This window comes from Flavobacterium potami, from assembly GCF_020026915.1.
Lineage (GTDB): Bacteria > Bacteroidota > Bacteroidia > Flavobacteriales > Flavobacteriaceae > Flavobacterium > Flavobacterium potami.
Genome location: NZ_JAINUY010000006.1, coordinates 48,143 through 68,813, shown reverse-complemented (window position 1 = coordinate 68,813; position 20,671 = coordinate 48,143). Strand labels below are relative to the sequence as shown.

Below are 20,671 nucleotides of genomic sequence, written 5' to 3'. Positions count from 1 at the left end.
CAAAACCGCTCTGTTCACTCAGAGCGGTTTTTTTATAGAAACATATTACCTATATTTGTCCCATGGAAAAAGAACATCAAATATTTGGCATCAGAGCCATTATAGAAGCAATTCAGGCAGGAAAAGAAGTAGACAAGGTCTTCATTCAGAAAGAGATTTCGGGTGAGTTAATGAAGGACTTAATGAAGGTAATGAAACGTGCCAACATCAATTTCTCTTATGTACCTGTAGAAAAATTAAACCGTCTTACTCCAAATAACCATCAAGGTGCAGTAGCAACCATCTCTCCTATTGGATTTATTGATTTAGAACATTTAGTTGAATCAACTATCGAATCGGGTAAGAAACCATTATTTTTAATCTTAGACCAGATCTCAGACGCTAGAAATTTTGGTGCCATTATCAGAACTGCAGAATGTACTGGTGTAAATGGTATTATTGTTCAGAAGGCAGGTTCAGCTCCCGTAAATGGAGATACTGTTAAAACTTCTGCCGGAGCTGTTTTCAATGTTCCTATCTGTAAAGTAGAGCATATAAAAGATGCTATCTTTTATTTACAAGGATCAGGAATCAAAACAGTTGCAGCTACCGAGAAAACAGATCAAAACATCTACGACATTTCATTAGTTGATCCGGTAGCTATTATTATGGGATCAGAAGATAGAGGGATAAATCCTTCTGTCTTGAAAATAGTCGATGAAAAAGCAAAATTACCCATGTTTGGCTCCATAGGCTCTTTAAATGTATCTGTTGCTTGCGGTGCATTTTTATACGAAACCGTTCGTCAGAGAACTTAAAACCAAATTGAGATTTAAGATGTGAATGAATAATTAAACCCTTTAATTAATGCTTTCAAAATCTAATCCAAAATTTACAATTACTATAGTCCGATGTCTGTTTGTGATTTTATTTATTACAAACAGCTACGGACAAAAAACTTCATACAATCAATTCTGGAATGAAATTCAGTTTAATCAAACTTTAAGCAAAAAGTGGGCAACTGAAATAGATTTTGCCGCCACTCACAGCAGCACAGAATCATCTCCAAATTTATTCGAAAACACCATTCAAAGATCCATAAGAGGATGGGGACATTACTACTTTTCTCCACGATGGAAATTTTCAGCTTTCATTGCCTATTATAACAATAGAGATGTTCCAGAAATCGGACAATTTGAATCTCCAGAAATACGTTTTTCACTTCAGTCAATTTATTATTTTCATAAAACTGGCTACACCTTAAGTACAAGAATGCGTGCAGAACTTCGTCATATGAGAAACCAGGATGACGACTATGAAAATGTTTTTAGATACCGTCAGCAAGTCAAATACATACAACCTTTTAATAGCAAGATATTAAGAGAAGGAGTAGTTTACGGTGTTGCCTCAGATGAAGTTTATCTAAAAACTGGAGCAAAAGTTACAGGAGAAAGTTTCTTTGACAGAAACCGATTCAACATTGGAGCTGGCTATTTATTTACAGATGATATCCAAGTTGAGCTTACGTATTGCAACGAGTATCTTCCCAGAAATAATGGAAATCAGATCACCAATGCAGCTTCAATAACACTTACCTTTAATAACCTAGTAAGAAATCTTCAGAAAAAAATAGCTGCTAAGCATCAGCCAGAAATTAAAGAAGAAGAATAAAGCTATTCATTTTCTTCCTTTTTCAAAAAGCAATTTAACTGCTCTACAATTGCATTTTTATGTAGTTTAAAATTATAGCTTCTTATAAATTCCGTGCCTTTCATATTAATCTCCGCTGTCACGGCTTCATATTTAGCAAATGCCTCAATATCTTTATCATCTATTAGGTAAAGGACCTGCATAATCGAGTCATTACGTCTGTATTGTGTATCGTAATGTGCTAACGTGTATGTTTTGTTATCGGCCAAATGAATAATCAAATCATCTTTAATTTTTTTTCCAATTTTTTTCTCAGGAAAAGGTGTTGGCTGTAAGGATACAAAGTAATGTTCTTTGTCTGTAACAATATTAATTTTCAGCGATTTTGATTTTGTTGTATAGAAAACCGTAGGTTCAAAAAAATACATCATACTTCCATCCGCCTGCACCCTATTTTTAATGTCACACTGAGAAATTCCCTTTAGACTAAAACTTAAAAACAAGAACAAAAATAAAAAATTCATCTTCCTCATAATGCTCTAAATTAATTTGTTATAAAACAAATTTACAGTTTTTATTTTAAAGCTATCATTCTACTCTTCATTGTCTTGTTCGGTTTTAGTAATAATATAATTTACAGGATAACTAGATGAAAAGTATTCCATAATAATCTCATCATCTTCATAGGAAACAGGAACGAAATTACCATTCTCATCAAAATGTTTCATAAAGGGATCACTAGCAGGATCAAAATCTGGCCTTTGCCAATCATAAACAATCGGTTTGGCATATTCTGGTGTTTTGTAAAATAATGTCAAAGCAAAACCACCAATAAATCCACCTAAATGTCCTTCCCAAGATATAGACTGATCTACGTCTGGAAAAACATACCAGATCATTCCGCCATAAAGTAAAATCACAGTTAGAGATAAAGCTACTAAACGATAATATCGGGTTTGAATTCCTTTAAAAAAAATAAAAGTTACCAGAACATAAATTAATCCGCTAGCTCCAATATGAAAATTTTCTCTACCGACAATCCATGTAATCAATCCTGAAAACAGTATTCCATAGACAATAACTCCAAATGTTTGCTTCGGATAAAAAAATTGCATTGCCGCTAACAATATCAGAAGCGGAATACTATTATTGTATAAATGATCTAAATTTTCATGAATAAATGGACTAAACAGAATACCTCTTAGCCCAACAAAATCTCTTGGGTAAATTCCGTATTGATAAAAGTCAAAATCAAAGCGAATCTGAAGCCAATAGATTATCCATAAAAAAAGGACAAAAAACAATGGCAGTCCGACAACAGCATTTGAAAACTTAAAATTATTATCGCTCATATTTGTAAAAATAACTTCTAAAAGAACTCAAAAAACTATCCAAAAATATTTTACTGATAATTTGTCATAGAAAAACAGAAAATTGTCTCAGATTAGAACAATCCTACTTAACAGCAGTGGTTTTAACTTTTGATTGAATGAAATTTAAATCTTAAAACAGTAATTTTGTAGAATGGAAGCACCTTTAGCAGAGCGTATTCGTCCGCAAAAATTAGAAGATTATATCAGTCAACAGCATTTGGTTGGGCCAAACGGTTCTTTAACACAACAGATTTCGAAAGGAATAATTCCGTCTCTAATTTTTTGGGGACCACCAGGAACAGGAAAAACCACCCTGGCACAAATTATTGCACAAGAATCAAAAAGACCATTTTATATTTTGAGTGCAATTAATTCCGGAGTGAAAGATATTCGCGATGTTATTGAAAAAGCCAAACAAAGTGGCGGTTTGTTTACTGCAAAGAATCCAATCCTTTTTATTGATGAGATTCATAGATTTAGTAAATCACAGCAAGATTCGTTGTTGGCAGCTGTTGAAAAAGGATGGATCACTCTGGTTGGAGCCACGACAGAAAATCCGAGTTTCGAGGTAATTCCTGCATTATTGTCACGTTGTCAAGTTTACATCTTAAATGCATTTACAAAAGCTGATCTAGAAGCCCTTTTAGAGCGAGCAATGAAAACTGACTCTTATTTATTGACAAAAAAGATCAATCTTAAAGAAACGGAGGCCTTATTACGTATTTCTGGAGGTGATGGAAGAAAGCTTTTAAATGTATTTGAACTTGTCATTAACGCCTCTGCGGGAGATGATATTACTATTACCAATGATCGTGTTTTAGAATTGGTACAACAGAACACTGTTTTGTATGACAAAACTGGCGAGCAACATTATGATATTGTTTCCGCATTTATAAAATCAATTCGTGGAAGTGATCCAAATGGAGCTGTTTATTGGCTTGCTAGAATGATTGAAGGAGGAGAAGATGTAAAATTTATTGCCCGAAGAATGCTGATTCTATCCAGTGAAGATATTGGCAATGCCAACCCTACAGCTTTTATTATGGCTAATAACACCTTTCAGGCTGTTACAACAATTGGTTATCCGGAAAGTCGTATTATTTTAAGTCAGTGTGCTATTTACCTCGCAACATCTCCTAAAAGTAATGCTTCGTATATGGCAATTGGAAATGCTCAACAATTGGTTAAACAAACTGGAGATTTGCCAGTTCCAATTCATTTAAGAAATGCGCCAACCAAATTAATGAAAGAACTAGGATATGGCGACGAATACAAATATTCGCATGATTATGCTAATAATTTTGCAGAACAAGAATTCCTGCCAGACGCCATAAAAGAAACGGTTCTTTACAATCCCGGAAGCAATTCTAGAGAGAACAGCAACCGCGAATTTCTAAAGAACCGCTGGAAAGACAAATACGGCTATTAAGCCGTATTTTTATGTTTAGAATTTAACTACAATCTTTTCTGAAACTAATTTGTCATTTTGGTAAGATTCAAAATACCACTGCCCGTCTTCTTTTAAAATTAAGGAACCTTGTACATTGTCTTTAATTGCAATGTAAACATTAGACTGAGAAGTTTTAAGAAGCTTCATAACCACTTTTGGCGTTTTATCAATCAATTGATATCCAGATTCTGTTGGCTGAGCATACAATAAATTTGGATCTTTCAAGTCTGGAGATGTAGCAACAGCAGCAACTTGAGTTACGGGAGCACTTGTAACTACAGCCGCAGCCGCAGGCGATACTTTTGCCGCAACAGGAGTTTTACTGTTTACTACAGGCGCATTACCACTATATTTGTAGTGCAAAGCATAAACTGACTTGAAAGCATTATCAAGACATTCTTTATATGCTGCCTCATAATCTTTCTCTTTACTTTTACCCACCTCAGATGTAAAAACTACCTGACCAAAACAATCTTTGAATTGTATAAACAGCTTCGTTACCAAAAATGCATTATCTCTTACAACATCAATATACAAAACCTGACAACGATCTGTATAACCATCAGGAAGTTGTTCATTTGCATAAAAAGCTTCGAAACCTGCTTTTACCAAATTTGATTTGCTTAATGTAGCTAAACGATATTGATTATCTGTTTTTATAAAATCGTATTTCAAAGGTACAATTACAGCTTTGTAATCATTAATTGACTGCGCGAATCCAACAACTGAACATAAAACAGCAGCAAGTAAAAATTTAATTCTCATCATTATAAATATTTTTTTAGTTCTAATAAATGGTTAATTTGTTTATAATCTCCAGAAACATCTAATTTTTTTTCATTAAAGAAAATAGCATCCAATCCGGCATTTAAGGCACCTGTAATATCGGCTTCAAAATCATCGCCAATCATAATACTGTTTTCTTTAGATGTGCCAGCTAAATTTATTGCAAAATCAAATATAATACTATTTGGCTTTTTAACGCCTGCTAACTCAGAATTTGTAATAGTAGTAAAGTAACTTCCTAATGCAGCATTGTTGATTTTCTTTTCCTGCACGTTAGCAAATCCATTAGTAATGATATGAAGTTTGTACTTTGGCTTCAAATATTCTAAAACTTCAATTGCACCATCAAACAAATGATTGTTATCGGTAAGGAATTCAATATAATCATTGGCAATTTCAAAAATATTTTCTTCTGAAATAACATATTTTAAAGCATCAAAAGAAAGCTTCAAACGATTATAACGTAATTCCTGATGCGTAATTTTATCATTTTGATATAATCGCCAGCACTCCTGATTAATCGGAATGTATGCTTTTATAAAATCCTCGGTAATAATTTCTTGGTATTTACTTTTAAAAATACGATCAAAAGCCATTTCAGAATTCTTATCAAAATCCCAAAGTGTATGATCTAAGTCAAAAAAGACGTCTGTAATTGTGGTATTCATGTATTAAAAAATTCCTTCATCTACAAAACTATAATATTTTGATTCAGTAATAATCAAATGGTCTAAAACTTTAACATCTAACTTATTTCCAGCCTCATAAATCTTTTTCGTAATTTGTTTATCAGCTTCACTTGGAATCAAACCTCCAGAGGGATGATTATGGCACAAAATCAAGCCAGTAGCACATTTCTCGAATGCCAATTTAAAAATTAATCTGATATCAACAGTTGTACCTGCAATTCCTCCTTTACTTAACTGAGACTTCGAAATTACATTATTGGAATTATTAAGAAAAAGCACCCAAAATTCTTCATGAGATAATTCTCCAATTAAAGGTTGCATTATATTAAACACCATTTTACTAGAAGTAATTTTTATTGTTTCCTCTGCCCTTTCTGATCTTCGTCTTGCACACAATTCAAGAGCAGCGACAATTGTAACCGCTTTTGCCTCTCCAATTCCTTTAAATTTCATTAATTGCACAATAGATAATTTTGCCAAGGAATTAAGCCCTCCAACACTAGCCAAAATGCGTTGACTTAACGCAACTGCAGATTCGTTACGACTTCCGGAACCAATTAAAATGGCTAATAATTCGGCATCACTTAAAACATCTTTTCCCTTAAGCATTAATTTTTCGCGAGGCTTATCATCTTCTGACCAATTTTTTATAGTAAAATTTCCTCCTTCCATAATCATAAAAATTTAGAAAGCGAATATATACAAAAACAGGAAAATTCTCTCAAATAGTGTAGTGCATTTTAAAAATTCTTATATTTAAAACTTAAATATTTTGAAAATGAAACCATTGCAAATCATCATATTGTTTCTTTTATTTATTTCATGTCAACAAAAAGAATTAAAAAATTTTACGGCTTCCAATTCTACTAAACCAACAACCTTTCCTGAAAAATTATCACAAGCTGCAATTTCTATAATCGATCCATCGATTGATTATGATCCAGCATACTTTAAAATTGATTATCCAAATGGAGATGTACCTAAAAACAAAGGCGTTTGTACCGATGTTGTAATTCGCGCCTACCGAATCTTAAATATTGATTTGCAGAAAGAAGTTCATGAAGATATGATTGAAAATTTTGCACTTTACCCAAATTTAAAAAAATGGGGAATGACAAAAACCGATACCAACATTGATCACAGAAGAGTTCCTAACCTCGAAGTTTTTTTTGAAAGAAAAGGAACAAAATTACCTGTCACTCAAAATCCATCAGATTATAAAACAGGAGAATTAGTAACGTGGATGATTAACGATAAACTTCCGCACATTGGAATTGTAACGAATAAAAAATCTAAAGATGGCAAACGTAATTTAATCGTACACAATGTGGGTGGCGGACAAGTTTTGGAAGATTGTTTATTTGAATATAAAATTGTTGGGCATTTTAAATACGAAAAAGCTAATTAGAAAATGTGGCAATGAGAAAATGGGACAATTAGAAAATTAGAGAATGAGATAATTCAAAAAAAACGTCAACTGTAAAATAATTGACACATTATCTAATTATCTAATTATCTAATTATCTAATCTAACCACTTCCAAAAAAAAGTGCCAACTGCAAAACAATTGGCACATTATCTAATTTTCTAATTGACAAATTACTCAATCAATCCTTTTACATCATCAAAATTCAAACCTCCGTAGTTTCCTGAACTCATTAATAAAAGTGCAGAATTATCTAAATTCAAGTTGAATAAATATTCTTTGAACTCAGTAGGATTAGTATAAATAATTAAATCTTCTCTATTGAATGCTTTTGCGATTTGGTCATACGTTACTTCTTCCAACTGTTTTATTTTTACTGCGTCTGGCGAATAAAAAACAACAGCAACATCGGCATATTCTAAAGCACCTTCGTATTCTTTTAAGAACTCAGCATTTAAACTGCTGTAGGTATGCAATTCTAAACAAGCCACTAAAGTTCTGTTTGGATATTGTTCTTTTACGGCTTTTGTCGTTGCAGCCACTTTACTTGGCGAATGCGCAAAATCTTTGTAGGCAACTTTCCCTTTTCCTTCTGCAATTTTTTCCAGACGTTTAGAAGCACCTTTAAAACTTGCAATTGCTTCGTAGAAATCAGCTTCGTCAACACCCATATTTTGGCAGATCCATTTTGCTCCAGCCAAATTGTTTAAATTGTGTGCTCCAAAAACTTCAATTGGCATATCGCCTTCCGGAGTTTTTAGTAAAGTTACACCATCACTCACAGAATATTCTGGAGTTGAATATGCAATTTTTCTAATTGGGTTTGTAGCTGCTTCTGCAACACGTTTTACTTCTGGATCATTTTCGTTGTAAACTAAAATCCCGCCATTTGTAATTTTTTGAATAAAAATCTCAAACTGCTCCACATAGTTTTCATATGTTGGAAAAACATTAATATGATCCCATGCAATTCCAGAAATCAAAGCGATGTTTGGTTGATATAAATGAAATTTAGGACGTCTGTCGATTGGCGAAGATAGATATTCATCTCCCTCCAAAACCATAAAATCATTTTCTTCAGTTAAATGCACCATTGTATCGAATCCTTCCAATTGTGCTCCTACCATATAATCAACGGCAATATTGTGGTAATGCATTACATGAAGAATCATCGAAGTAATTGTTGTTTTTCCGTGCGAACCACCAATTACAACACGGGTTTTGTTTTTAGATTGTTCGTATAGAAATTCAGGATACGAATAAATTTTCAAACCCAATTCCTGCGCTTTCAATAATTCAGGATTATCTGCTTTTGCGTGCATTCCTAAAATAATAGCATCGATGTCTGAAGTAATTTTTTCTGGAAACCAACCCATTTCAGCAGGAAGAATTCCTTTCTTTTCTAATCTTGATTTTGAAGGTTCAAAAATAGCATCATCACTTCCTGTAACTTGATATCCTTTATTATGTAATGCTAATGCCAGATTGTGCATTGCGCTTCCGCCGATGGCGATGAAATGTGTTTTCATTTAAAATGTTTAATCGTTAAACTGTTTAATCGGTTAATCGACATGGCAAATAACTAATCAAACTTCGTAATTATTCTTCAAAAATAAGGAAATATAATATGTCACATTTGGTTTTAGAGATAAATTAGTACTTTGTACGAAAATTATTCAAAATAATCTAGGAACGTTCCCAACCATTTTCGAAATTTGAGCCTCTTTAGAATAAAAACTTTTTTATGAAAAATATACTAATTGTATTCTTATTAATCTCCTCAGTACTATTTGGTCAGCAAAATGATAAAAAATGGAAACAGGTAATTGATCTCGAAAATGATGGCAAAGTAAAATCTGCAAATAAAATTGTTACTTCTATTTATAAAAAAGCAGTACGTCAAAAAAATGAAGTAGAAATGATAAAATGCTTTTTCTACCAATCTAAATATTTACAGGCAATCGATGAAAATGCGCAAACTAAAATTATAAATAATCTTAAAAATGAAATTGACCATGTTTCAATACCTTCAAAAGCAATTCTGAATTTGGTTTATGCTAAATGTCTGCAAGATTTTTCTAAAAAGGAATTTTATAGCATTTACGATCGAACAAACACGACGTATCTAGAATCAGATTTTTTAACTTGGAGTAACGATTATTTACAAAAGCAAATAGAGACAGCCTACACCAATTCATTGCAAAATGAAGTTACCTTAAAAAACACTCTTTTAAACAATTACGAAAAAATATTTCATTATTCTGTTTTCAATGAATTCAAAAACAAAACCGTCTACGACTATGCCTTAGCAGAAAATATCGCATACTATTCCTCAAAAATCTATGAGGGGCAAATTGAAAAAAGTGATTTTACATCTTATAAAAGAGAACTTTTAGGAAATTCTGGAGAATTTATAAAACTAAATTTAGGATTTGTAAAAAATGAGAAATTAGAAAAAGTTCTGTCTTTATATCAAAAGCAAGAAGCAAGTCAACCAACAATTGAAAATCAATGGGAAAGGGTTAAATTTTGCGCAAAGTATCTTTTAATTATAGATACTGATTACATTTCTTTTCTAAATAACTTTCAGAAAAAGATTGCTGATAAAAATCTTATTGAAAAAATTCAATTAGAAAAAGCAATGACTTATTATAAGCTTTCATCCAAAAAACTGCATCCTGATTATAAAATTAAGTCAGTAGCTATTCTCGACAGTATTTTAGCTTCAAATATTCATTCCAACACATACAAACTAGCGTTGGAGCAAAAATCTGTAATAAAATCCGAATCATTATCTATTGACCTTCAAGAAAACACTTATGAAGGAGAGAATACTAGGGCACAAATTCACTATAATAACATCGATAGTTTAAAAATTTCCTTTTTTAAAATCACTCAAAAACAATTTTTGGAGTTGCAGAGTGTTGAGCATTATGCAGATATACGTTCGCATAACATTATAAAAAACATGCACCCCATTCTTACTCAAGATTATTTGTTGCCTTCAAAGAAAGATTACTATAATTATTCTACAGAGGTTCTTCTTCCAAAACTTGGCAAAGGCACTTATGTTGTTTATTTTGAAAGTGATTCTTATAAAAAAAATACCAAATCAAATTCTTTTGGGTTTATTACAATAACAGATATAGCGGTTTTAAGCAGTAAAAACAAGTCAAAAATACTTTTTCAAGTAGTAAACAGAAAAACTGGAATGCCTCTAGAAAATGTTACAGTAAAACTCAATGAAGAAACTGCTAGAACAGACAAAAATGGAATTTCATACTTAGAAAACTTACCTACTAATTACCGTAGTGATGGGTTTGTTGAATTTTCAACCTCAAATGATACGTTATCCATCGTCAAAAGAACTCTTAATAATGTGTATGGATATTATGAAACTACAGAAAAACCGAAAGGAAATGTCAAATTCTATTTGGATAGAGCAATTTACAGACCAGGTCAAACGGTTCACTATAAAGGAATTGCCTTTCAGAAAGACAACAACATAACAGCTGTTGCGGCTTCAGCTCATTTTAAAATTGTTATTCAAGATTCTAAATATCAAAATTTTAAAGAAATTGATGTAACGACGAACGAATTTGGTTCTTTTTCTGGCGAATTTATTCTACCGAAAAACGGAATAACGGGCAGTTTTGACATAAAAGTAATTCCTCCAAAAAAACAGCAAGAGGCTTCAAAGGAAGATATGCTAAAGACGGAAGATAACTTTTGGAATACTATCGAATTTTACAACTCTTATTCTAGATTTCGAGTTGAGGAATACAAAAGACCCAAATTTGAAATTACTTTTGATCCGATTAAGGGAACGCAACAACTGGACAAAGAAGTAAAAATTACTGGAATGGCAAAAGCTTTTACAGGAAGTTCTATAACGGGTGCACAAGTGAAATATACCGTAAAGTGTAAACCTTATGTTTATGAACGCGGCGAATATTATTTCAAAAACGTAAAAATCGAGACCATTGCCGAAGGAGAGACTCAAACTAATGAAGCCGGAAAATTTGAAATAAATTTTATTGCAAAATCATTGGAATATCTTTCAAAAAAAGATTTACCAATCTTCGAATATCTAGTTTCAGCAACTGTAACTGATATTAATGGAGAAACACATACCTCCAATTCTTCCGTAAAAATAGGTTATCATGATCTCGTTTTAAATATTATCATGCCGCAATATTTACAGACTAAAAACAAAAACGAGATCAGTATTTCTAGCACTAATCTAAATGGACAATTTAGTGCTGTCGATGCTGAACTAAAAGTGTACTTTGATACTGAAATTTCTAATAAATTCAAACCGAGAACTTTTACAAAACCAGAAATTGAAGGAATCTCGAAAGAAGACTTTGAAAAATTATTTCCGTATGAGAATAACGAAAAAACTATAACAGATCAAGTTGGAAAATTGGTTTACACAAAAAAAATCAAAACCGAAAAAGACAAAAAAATAGCTTTAGATTTTATCTCAGATTACAAATCTGGAAATTATACCATTGTCTTAACGGCAAAAGACAGTTTTGAAAATACTATAGAAACTAAGTCTAAATTTGTCATTTCACAAAGCAAAGACAAGTTCAGGTCTTCGCAATTAATTTCATTAAAACAAATCAATGAAAATCCTAAAAAAGATGGTTTTGTTTTGGTAAAATTACATTCAGTTGTTCCTGATATTTTTGTAAATCTTTACGGGAATTACAGAAGTAAGCCTTATTTTGAAAAAAGCATTTATATTAAAAATGGTGAAGCTCTTGTAAAAATCCCACTAAAAAATGACTTTGAAAATAACATGAATATTAGTTATGAAAGTTATTTCGAAAATTCACACTTTAATTATCAGCTTCAAATTCCTTTAGAAACTAAAGAAAAACAACTTGAAATAGAAGTTGAAACTTTTAGAAACAAAATAGAACCAGGAAAAAATGAAAATTGGTCTTTCAAATTAAATGCTTTGAATACTAAAAGCGATGCCGAGTTTTTGGCTTCCATGTACGATAGTTCTCTCGATATGTTCCATCAAACTAAATGGCAAAATTTAGAATTTTATAATTATGATTATAATAATGGTACTTTTAAAACCAACATTGGTTCTGCAATTAAATCGTGTTATTTTCATATTCTAGATCAAAATTATGGTCGTTTAGAACTAAACAATGAAAATAACATTCAATTAATGTGGTTTGGTTTTGACTTCAACGATTCCTTTACGGCATATCAATACAGAGAATATCAAAAGCAATTAAATAAAAAACTTAACAAACCGTCTAATGCCAAAATGGTTTTCGGACTTATTACAGACGAATCTGACTTACCAATTCAAAGAGCTTCAGTTCGAGTAAAAGGAACTCAAAGAGCTGTCAGTACAGATAGAAATGGTTATTATGAGATTGAAGCCGGAGCAAGCGAAGAACTTGTTTTTAGTGCAATTGGTTATGTAAATCAAAATATTCTACCAGCTGACAAGAAAAATATAAACGTAAAATTATTTTCAGACAGCAATGAATTTCACAAAGTTGATTTGGTAGGTTATGAGTCTATAAAATCAAAAAAAATAAGCTATCCAGAAGAGACTATACAAGAAGATAATACCGTATACAATACTGCTGGAATAGAAAATCCCTTATCATTTAATTCTTCACCAGAATATAAAATTAGGGGCTTAGTAACAAAAAAAGGGCAAGAACCATTATACATAATCGATGGTGACAACGCTACGGAAAATGATTTTAAAAACATAAGTCCAGGTGACGTAATAGATATTGCCGTTCTCAAAGATAAAAATGCTACAGCAATCTACGGTTCTAGAGCTGCAAACGGAGTTATCGTTGTCACTACTAAAAAAGCAATGGAGCTTACATCGCAAGTAAAAGCCAGAAAAAACCTTTCTGAAACAGCATTCTTTTTGCCTAATCTTAGAACAGATGCTAAAGGAAAAGTAAGTTTCAATTTTACTTCTCCTGAAGCTCTAACAGCTTGGAAATTTCGCTTGTTTGGGCATAACAAAGATGCTATTTCAAGTTATTTAGAAAAAAGTGTAATTACGCAGAAAGAGTTGATGATAATTCCAAATTTCCCACGTTTCTTTAGAGAAAAAGACACCATCGTAATTAGTGCAAAAATTTCAAATGTTACTGCTGAAGCGAAAACAGGCATCGCAAGTTTACAGTTTTTTGATGCCGTAACCATGCAACCAATTGATACTAAAATGCTGAATGCAAAAAACATTAAAAACTTTACAATTGCACCATACGGAAATACAACTTCAAATTGGACGATTACAATTCCAGAAGGTTTGCAAGGAATTCAATATCGAATTGTAGCAAAATCAGGTAATTTTTCGGATGGTGAAGAAAGTATTCTTCCTGTTCTAACCAACAATATGTTGGTTACAGAAAGTATTCCGATTTGGATTCGTGAGAATTCGACCAAAGAATATACGTTTGAGAATTTGAAAAACAATACTTCAACAACATTAAAAAACCATCAATTTACTTTTGAATATACTTCAAATCCAACTTGGCTTGCAATTCAATCTTTGCCTTATTTAATGGAATATGAACATGAATGTGCAGAACAAACTTTTGCACGTTATTATGCAAATGCTTTGGCTTCAGAAATTATTTCCAGCAATCCAAAAATCGCAACTGTTTTTGAGAATTGGAGAAAAAGTGGCAAACTAAATTCTAAATTAGAGGACAATGAAGAATTAAAATCACTAATTCTAGCCGAAACTCCTTGGTTCAATGATGCGCAAACTGAAAATGAAAAGAAAAAAAACCTCTCTCTTTTATTTGATTTAGAAAAGATGAAAACCTCACAGCAGGCCACTTTTGAGAAATTGAAACAAAAACAAAGATCATCTGGTGGTTTTGTATGGTTTGATGGAGACTATGAAAATGAATACATAACCAGACATATTTTGGCAGGTTTAGGACATCTGGAAAAACTAAGCAAAGACAGCACTGCTAAAATTGATGAAATTACAAAAAGGGGAATTCCATTTTTAGACAATAAATTTTTAGAATATCATAAAGAAAGAACAAAAAACATAAAAGCAAACGATAAGTTAATTTGGCTAAATCCCTATTCAGACTTACATTACTTGTATACCAGAAGTTTTTATCTAAATAAATATCCTCTTTCTGACACCTTAAAAAAAGTAACAAAATTATACCTGGAAACGGCTAAAAAAGACTGGCTGAATTATTCTATTTATGAAAAAGGTTTGGCTGCATTGACTTTAAATCGTTTTGGAGAAAAAGATAGCGCTAAAAAAATCATTGAAAGTTTAAAAGAAACGGCATCCAATAATGAAGATTGGGGAATGTATTGGATTGCTAATAAATCGGGTTGGTATTGGTATCAAGCGCCAATAGAAACTCAGGCTTTATTGATTGAGGCTTTCGCCGAAATAACAAACGACACTAAATCTGTAGATGCCATGAAAGTTTGGTTATTAAAAAACAAACAAACCAAAAACTGGCCAACAACAAAATCGACAACCGAAGCAATTTATGCCTTATTGATGCAGGGAACAGATTGGCTTTCGGTAAAAGATAATACTGTAATTAAATTGGGTGACGAGAAAATCATCACTAAAAAATTAGCCGAAAATGAAAAAGAGGCCGAAACAGGTTACATCAAATTAAACTGGAAAGCCGAAGAAATAAAAAAAGAAATGGCTTCTATTAAAATCGAAAACAAATCTAAAGTGCCGGGATTTGGTGGAGCATATTGGCAATATTTTGAAGATTTGGATAAAATTAAAAACAATACTGGAGCTGTTTTATCAGTTTCAAAAGAATTGTTTTTAAAGAAAAGCACTTTGAAAGGTGACGAATTACAAAAAATTACAACCAAAGATCCTTTAAAAACTGGAGATTTAGTTACGGTAAGATTAATTATTACTTCGAAAGAAGATACTGAATACATTCATTTGAAAGATATGCGTGCTTCTTGTTTTGAACCTGTAAATGTGCTTTCGCAATATCAATACAAAGATCGATTGGGTTATTACATGAGTACAAAAGATGCCGCGACGCATTTCTTCTTTGATAAAATAAACAAAGGAACTTATGTTTTGGAATATGATATTCGAGTAAATAACAGCGGAGAATTCTCCAACGGAATTACAACAATTCAAAGTATGTATGCACCAGAATTTGCAAGTCACACAAAAGGAATTCGTGTAAAAGTAAATTAAGTTTTTCCGCCACGACTCGAGCGATAGCGACTGACGAAGCAATTCACGAATTATTTTTTTACAATCTTTGAAAATAAAATTCGTGAATTCGTGGCGGAAAAAAACAAAAAACCCGATAGTTAAAACTATCGGGTTTAATTTTATAAAGAAATTGAGATTATTTAGCAATCGTCAATTCGTCGATAATGTTTTTAGCACCAGCGTATTTATCGATAATCCAAAGTACATAACGAATATCTACGTTAATTGTTCTTTGTAAGTTAGAATCGAAAATAACGTCTCCAGCCATTGCTTCGATGTTTCCGTCAAAAGCGATACCGATTAATTCTCCTTTTCCGTTAAGAACCGGCGAACCAGAGTTTCCTCCAGTAATATCGTTATCTGTCAAGAAATTTACTGGCATATAACCTGCTTTATCAGCATATTGTCCGTAATCTTTTTTCTTATTTAACTCTAACAAACGAGCTGGCAAGTCAAATTCCTGATCTCCTTTTTTGTATTTTTTCACCATACTTTCCATTGTAGTATAGTTGTTGATTTTTGCATCATTACGAGGATCTGCAGGTAAAGCGCGAACTTTTCCGTAAGTCAATCTCAAAGTAGAGTTTGCATCTGGATATTGAATTGCATTTAATTTTGATTCTCTTAAACCTTCAACCAATTTACGGTAAGCAGTTGCAAAACCATCATCCGCTTTAGCCTGATCGTCAGTTTTAGCACGGTATTTTGTCATTAAATCGTTAGAAATAATATACAACGGATCGTGTACAATTGCCAACGGTTTTGGATCAGCTAAAAATGCTAATACTTTCTCCTTATTTGTAAAATAACTAACCTCAGTTGCTTTTGCTACATCTGCAGTAAAATCACCTTTGTTTGATGTTTTCATTTTTGCAATTTCGGGAGCGATTCCATATTCAGCAGCTTTTGAAGCATATAAATTCAATTGTGCTGCTAAAACATCTTTCTCTAATGGAGCATAAAATTCACCATAGATAGATTCTACCATTGCATTGATTTTTGGAAGCATTTCTGCTTTCTTCGCATCGTTTTCTTTGTAATATGCTATTAATGCGTTTCCTAAACTTGCTGGTCCGCTTGCATAACTAGAAGTACGTAAAAGTTGAATTAGATAATTATCGTGACGCGCTTTTTCGTTTGTTTCTCTGTAATAATCGTTGATAGTCGGAATTACATTCTCATACTTTTCTTTATTAGCAGGTTTGCTTGCCCACTCATAGAATTTATCTTCTTGTGCTGCTTTTGTATCTACAGTTCCCGCTTTTGTTAAAGCATCAATCATACCTTGACGGTTTTTCCAGTAGTTAGCTGTAGAAGCATATTTAGAAGCATATTGTAAACGAACTGTATCGTCTTTATCCATATACTTTTTCATTACGTCCATTCCGGTTTTTGCACCTTCAACCCACGCAGGATAAGCATATTTAATGTTTTGTTCGATTCCTCCTGCTGGCATCCAACGGTTTGTTCTACCTGGATATCCTAAAATCATTGCGAAATCATTTTCTTTTACCCCTTTAATACTTACAGGCAAATAGTGTTTTGGCTGCAATGGCACATTGTCTTTAGAATAAGCTGCAGGATTTCCGTCTTTATCAGCATAAACTCTAAACATAGAGAAATCTCCCGTTTGACGAGGCCACTCCCAGTTGTCTGTATCTCCACCAAATTTACCAACGCTTTCAGGAGGAGTTCCTACTAAACGAACATCTGTGTAATCTTGGTAAACAAAATAGTAATATTCATTTCCTTGAAAGAAAGGACGAACAGAAACAGTGTATTTTCCGTTTTCGCTATTTTCTTTTTCAATTAAAGCGATTTCTTGCTGAATGATTTTGTTTCTTTCTGTTTCTGTCATCGTATCATTTACTTTTGACAAAATTCTCTTAGAAACATCATCCATACGAACGAAGAAACGAACGTACAAAGATTTTGGTTTCATTTCGGCACTTTTATCTTTAGCCCAAAACCCGTTTTTTAAATAGTTTTGTTCTGCAGTAGAAAGTTCTGCAATTGCATTATAACCACAGTGGTGATTCGTTAAAACCAATCCATTTTTAGAAACGATTTCGGCAGTACAACCTCCATTGAATTGTACAATCGCATCTTTTAAACTATGATGGTTGATGCTGTAAATTTCTTCGGCTGTCAATTGCAAGCCCATTTTTTCCATATCTCTATGGTTCAATCTTTCGATAAACATCAAAAACCACATTCCTTCATCAGCTCTCATTGGGAAAGCCATAAGACACATGGTCAAGAATAAAATTACTTTTTTCATGTTATTTTGTTTAAGTGATGCGAATATAAGCCATTTCAACAATTATTTCATCCCAAACAACTTTAAAATTCAATTTGACAACGCGTTTTTAACCGTTTATTACGAATTTAACATTCTAATAACAAAAAAGGCATTCTAAAAATAGAACACCTTTTTTTAAAAGTTACTAAGCTGCTAAGTTTCTAAGAGTCTAAGTTTTTTCTTTGAACTTAGATTAGTAACTTAGAGGCTAAGCATTTTATTCATTAAGCATTTTCCAGAGCTTATCTTTTAGATCTGTTAAACCTTGTTGCGCAACAGATGAAATAAACATATATGGAACATCTTTGAAAGAAACATCTAATTCGGCTTTCAGTTCGGCTTTCAATTCATCGTCCAGCATATCGCATTTTGAAATGACAACTAGACGTTCTTTGTCTAACATTTCAGGATTGTATTTCGTTAATTCATTAACCAAAATATCATATTCTGCTTTAATGTCTGGCGTATCAACAGGAACCAAAAACAACAAAGTTGAATTACGTTCAATATGACGCAAGAAATAATGTCCTAAACCTTTTCCTTCTGCAGCACCTTCAATAATTCCAGGAATATCGGCAATTACAAAAGATTGAAAATCTCTATACGCTACAATTCCTAAATTTGGTTTTAAAGTCGTAAACGGATAATCGGCAATTTTTGGTTTTGCTGAAGTTAATACAGACAATAAAGTAGATTTTCCTGCATTTGGAAAACCAACTAAACCAACATCTGCCAAAACTTTAAGTTCAAGAATCACATCCATTTCTATACCAAGCAAACCTGGCTGTGCATAACGAGGTGTTTGGTTTGTAGAACTTCTAAAATGCCAGTTTCCTAAACCTCCCTTTCCTCCTTTTGCAAGAATTCTTTTTTCTCCGTCTTCGGTAATTTCAAAAAGTGTTTCACCCGTTTCTTTGTCTTTTACAACAGTTCCTAGCGGCACTTCAATAATTTTATCTTCTCCATCTGCACCGGTACTTCTATCAGAACCTCCGTCTCCACCATGTCCTGCTTTTACGTGTCTTGCAAATTTTAAATGAAATAATGTCCAGAGTCCTTTATTCCCAACTAAATATACATGTCCACCGCGACCACCGTCACCTCCATCAGGACCACCTTTTTCAATAAATTTCTCTCTATGTAAATGCGTAGATCCCTTTCCTCCTTTTCCGGAAGAAACATATATCTTAACGTAATCTACAAAATTCCCTTCTGTCATTGTTTTTGTTTATGTAAAAGTTTCAGGTTTCAGGTTTCAGGTTCCAAGTCTGCACAACGCAATAACTTGAAACTTTAAACTTTAAACATGAAACAAAATTCTCTCTACTCTTTAAGCGCTTTTACAAGCACTTTATCAATCTTAACGCCGTCCATATCGACAACCTCAAGAACAAATTTCTGCCAAACTAACTTTTCACCTTCTTTTGGAATATGAGAAAGCTCGGTCATAATCATACCGCTTACGGTGTTTACTTCGTAATCGTTTGTCAATTCGTCTAATTCGAAATATGTTAAGAAATCGTGTAACGAATAATGTCCGTCAACTAGCCATGATCCATCTTCTCTTTCGATCAATTGAAATTCGTCTTTATAAAATTCTGCAGCATCTCCAACTAAAGCTTCTAGAATATCATTCAAAGTAATTAATCCTTGAAAAACACCATATTCATCTGAAACCAAAGCGTAATGAACACCTGTTTTTTTGAAATTTTCTAAAGCCTTGTAAGCCGTAGTTTGTTCCATTAAATAAGGAGCATCAGACATTATTGTTGATAAATCGAAATTATCGTTTTCAATTGTCGCGAAGATGTTCTTAAGCGTTACAACACCGACAATGTCATCGTAATTCTCATTGTAAACCGGATAAACGGCATGTAAATCCTGAACAACTAATTCTTTGATTTTGGCTTTGTCCTCTTTTAATGGTAGCATGTCAACCGACTTTCTATGCGTCATTAAAGAATTTACTTTTCTATCTCCAATATGGAAAACACGCTCCACGATATCTTGTTCAATTTCCTGAACTTCTCCAACTTCTGTTCCCTCTTTTATGATGGCTTTAATTTCTTCCTCGGTTACTTTTCCATCAGCAGTTGGTTTTATCTGAAAAACATTCAATAAAAAATCTGTTGAAGAAGTTAACAACCAAATAAATGGAGCAGTAATAATCGAAATCACTTTCATTGGCATCGCAACCATTTTTGCAATTGCTTCTGGATAATTTAATCCAATTCGTTTTGGAAGCAATTCTCCCAAAACCAATGAGAAAAAAGTTAAAACTACAACTACAATTCCAACCGCGATGGAATGTGCGTAAGGTTTTAATGCTGCAAATCCTGCCACAAAAAGTTCGACATCTGCCGTGATTTTGTCTCCAGAATAAATACCCGTCAAAATTCCGATCAGGGTAATTCCGATTTGAACTGTCGATAAAAACTTGTTTGGAGAGTTGGCTAAATCCAGTGCTGTTTTAGCACTTTTATTGCCTTTTTTCGCTGCAGTTTCCAACCTGTTCTTACGGGCTGAAATCAAAGCGATTTCAGACATGGAGAAAACTCCGTTTAATAAAATTAGAAAAAATATAATTAGTATTTCCAATTGATAGGGGATTCGTTATAAAATGGTCTTGTTAAAAAATAATTCGCAATCTTGATTTTTAGCCCAGATGGAAGTGAAAAGCCCGGAGCTAAAAAAACTAATTTTTCCTGCCAGAAAACAGCGACCGAAGGAAGCTCGTTTTATGGTTTGGAAAAATAGTTTTTTTAGCGAGGACT

The 20,671-nt window shown here is 32.7% G+C and carries 14 protein-coding genes; 5 read left to right on the top strand and 9 right to left on the bottom strand.

What is annotated here, in order from left to right; all coding sequences use genetic code 11:
• Positions 1-62 precede the first annotated feature (62 nt).
• Positions 63-797 carry a 23S rRNA (guanosine(2251)-2'-O)-methyltransferase RlmB gene (gene rlmB / locus K6T82_RS17065; RefSeq protein ID WP_223708100.1) on the top strand — a complete coding sequence of 245 codons (735 nt, stop codon included), beginning with the start codon at positions 63-65 and terminating at the stop codon, positions 795-797.
• Between the two features lie 49 nt (positions 798-846).
• Positions 847-1,650, top strand: coding sequence for a DUF2490 domain-containing protein (locus tag K6T82_RS17060; RefSeq protein ID WP_223708097.1), 804 nt, complete (start codon positions 847-849; stop codon positions 1,648-1,650).
• Positions 1,651-1,652: 2 nt separating this feature from the next.
• Here K6T82_RS17060 and K6T82_RS17055 read toward each other — a convergent pair whose 3' ends face one another.
• On the bottom strand, positions 1,653-2,162 hold the full coding sequence (locus K6T82_RS17055; protein WP_223708095.1) for a hypothetical protein: 510 nt from the start codon (positions 2,160-2,162) through the stop codon (positions 1,653-1,655).
• A 60-nt stretch (positions 2,163-2,222) separates the two neighbouring features.
• The gene (locus K6T82_RS17050) at positions 2,223-2,981 is read right to left on the bottom strand and encodes a rhomboid family intramembrane serine protease (protein WP_223708093.1); all 759 of its coding nucleotides are present in this window, start codon (positions 2,979-2,981) and stop codon (positions 2,223-2,225) included.
• Positions 2,982-3,153: 172 nt separating this feature from the next.
• On the opposite strand from K6T82_RS17050, the gene K6T82_RS17045 reads away from it, so the two are divergent.
• On the top strand, positions 3,154-4,431 hold the full coding sequence (locus tag K6T82_RS17045; RefSeq protein WP_223708091.1) for a replication-associated recombination protein A: 1,278 nt from the start codon (positions 3,154-3,156) through the stop codon (positions 4,429-4,431).
• Between the two features lie 15 nt (positions 4,432-4,446).
• Here the strand turns inward: K6T82_RS17045 and K6T82_RS17040 are convergent, their stop codons facing one another.
• The 3 genes from K6T82_RS17040 to radC are packed head-to-tail and all read right to left on the bottom strand — an operon-like array spanning position 4,447 to position 6,599.
• Entirely contained in the window at positions 4,447-5,217 is a 771-nt protein-coding gene (locus K6T82_RS17040; RefSeq protein ID WP_223709153.1) for a hypothetical protein, read from the bottom strand.
• Positions 5,218-5,219: 2 nt separating this feature from the next.
• Positions 5,220-5,906, bottom strand: a complete 687-nt coding sequence (locus tag K6T82_RS17035) for a YjjG family noncanonical pyrimidine nucleotidase (protein ID WP_223708089.1) — start codon at positions 5,904-5,906, stop codon at positions 5,220-5,222.
• A gap of 3 nt (positions 5,907-5,909) precedes the next feature.
• On the bottom strand, positions 5,910-6,599 hold the full coding sequence (radC, locus tag K6T82_RS17030; RefSeq protein ID WP_223708086.1) for a RadC family protein: 690 nt from the start codon (positions 6,597-6,599) through the stop codon (positions 5,910-5,912).
• Positions 6,600-6,705: 106 nt separating this feature from the next.
• Here radC and K6T82_RS17025 point away from each other — a divergent pair, with 106 nt between their 5' ends.
• Positions 6,706-7,335, top strand: a complete 630-nt coding sequence (locus tag K6T82_RS17025; RefSeq protein ID WP_223708084.1) for a DUF1287 domain-containing protein — start codon at positions 6,706-6,708, stop codon at positions 7,333-7,335.
• A gap of 191 nt (positions 7,336-7,526) precedes the next feature.
• Here K6T82_RS17025 and K6T82_RS17020 read toward each other — a convergent pair whose 3' ends face one another.
• Positions 7,527-8,882: a UDP-N-acetylmuramate--L-alanine ligase gene (locus K6T82_RS17020; RefSeq protein ID WP_223708082.1), complete on the bottom strand. Its 1,356-nt coding sequence runs from the start codon at positions 8,880-8,882 to the stop codon at positions 7,527-7,529.
• 215 nt (positions 8,883-9,097) lie between these two features.
• Between K6T82_RS17020 and K6T82_RS17015 the strand changes: the two genes are divergently transcribed.
• Positions 9,098-15,574 (top strand): alpha-2-macroglobulin family protein, encoded by a 6,477-nt coding sequence (locus K6T82_RS17015; protein WP_223708080.1) that lies wholly within the window; start codon positions 9,098-9,100, stop codon positions 15,572-15,574.
• A gap of 157 nt (positions 15,575-15,731) precedes the next feature.
• Here the strand turns inward: K6T82_RS17015 and K6T82_RS17010 are convergent, their stop codons facing one another.
• The 3 genes from K6T82_RS17010 to K6T82_RS17000 form a co-directional block, all read right to left on the bottom strand.
• Positions 15,732-17,876, bottom strand: a complete 2,145-nt coding sequence (locus K6T82_RS17010; protein WP_223708069.1) for a S46 family peptidase — start codon at positions 17,874-17,876, stop codon at positions 15,732-15,734.
• A gap of 238 nt (positions 17,877-18,114) precedes the next feature.
• A complete protein-coding gene (obgE, locus tag K6T82_RS17005; protein ID WP_144217554.1) occupies positions 18,115-19,116 on the bottom strand; it encodes a GTPase ObgE in 1,002 nt (333 codons plus the stop codon).
• Positions 19,117-19,220: 104 nt separating this feature from the next.
• Positions 19,221-20,495 carry a hemolysin family protein gene (locus K6T82_RS17000; protein ID WP_223708067.1) on the bottom strand — a complete coding sequence of 425 codons (1,275 nt, stop codon included), beginning with the start codon at positions 20,493-20,495 and terminating at the stop codon, positions 19,221-19,223.
• Between the last annotated feature and the right edge of the window lie 176 nt (positions 20,496-20,671).

Coding starts and splice junctions, on each gene's coding strand:
- K6T82_RS17050 (WP_223708093.1), bottom strand. CDS start 2,981: ATGAGCGATAATAATTTTAAGTTTTCAAATGCTGTTGTCGGACTGCCA.
- K6T82_RS17060 (WP_223708097.1), top strand. CDS start 847: ATGCTTTCAAAATCTAATCCAAAATTTACAATTACTATAGTCCGATGT.
- K6T82_RS17045 (WP_223708091.1), top strand. CDS start 3,154: ATGGAAGCACCTTTAGCAGAGCGTATTCGTCCGCAAAAATTAGAAGAT.
- K6T82_RS17040 (WP_223709153.1), bottom strand. CDS start 5,217: ATGAGAATTAAATTTTTACTTGCTGCTGTTTTATGTTCAGTTGTTGGA.
- radC (WP_223708086.1), bottom strand. CDS start 6,599: ATGGAAGGAGGAAATTTTACTATAAAAAATTGGTCAGAAGATGATAAG.
- rlmB (WP_223708100.1), top strand. CDS start 63: ATGGAAAAAGAACATCAAATATTTGGCATCAGAGCCATTATAGAAGCA.
- K6T82_RS17015 (WP_223708080.1), top strand. CDS start 9,098: ATGAAAAATATACTAATTGTATTCTTATTAATCTCCTCAGTACTATTT.
- obgE (WP_144217554.1), bottom strand. CDS start 19,116: ATGACAGAAGGGAATTTTGTAGATTACGTTAAGATATATGTTTCTTCC.
- K6T82_RS17010 (WP_223708069.1), bottom strand. CDS start 17,876: ATGAAAAAAGTAATTTTATTCTTGACCATGTGTCTTATGGCTTTCCCA.
- K6T82_RS17035 (WP_223708089.1), bottom strand. CDS start 5,906: ATGAATACCACAATTACAGACGTCTTTTTTGACTTAGATCATACACTT.
- K6T82_RS17020 (WP_223708082.1), bottom strand. CDS start 8,882: ATGAAAACACATTTCATCGCCATCGGCGGAAGCGCAATGCACAATCTG.
- K6T82_RS17055 (WP_223708095.1), bottom strand. CDS start 2,162: ATGAGGAAGATGAATTTTTTATTTTTGTTCTTGTTTTTAAGTTTTAGT.
- K6T82_RS17025 (WP_223708084.1), top strand. CDS start 6,706: ATGAAACCATTGCAAATCATCATATTGTTTCTTTTATTTATTTCATGT.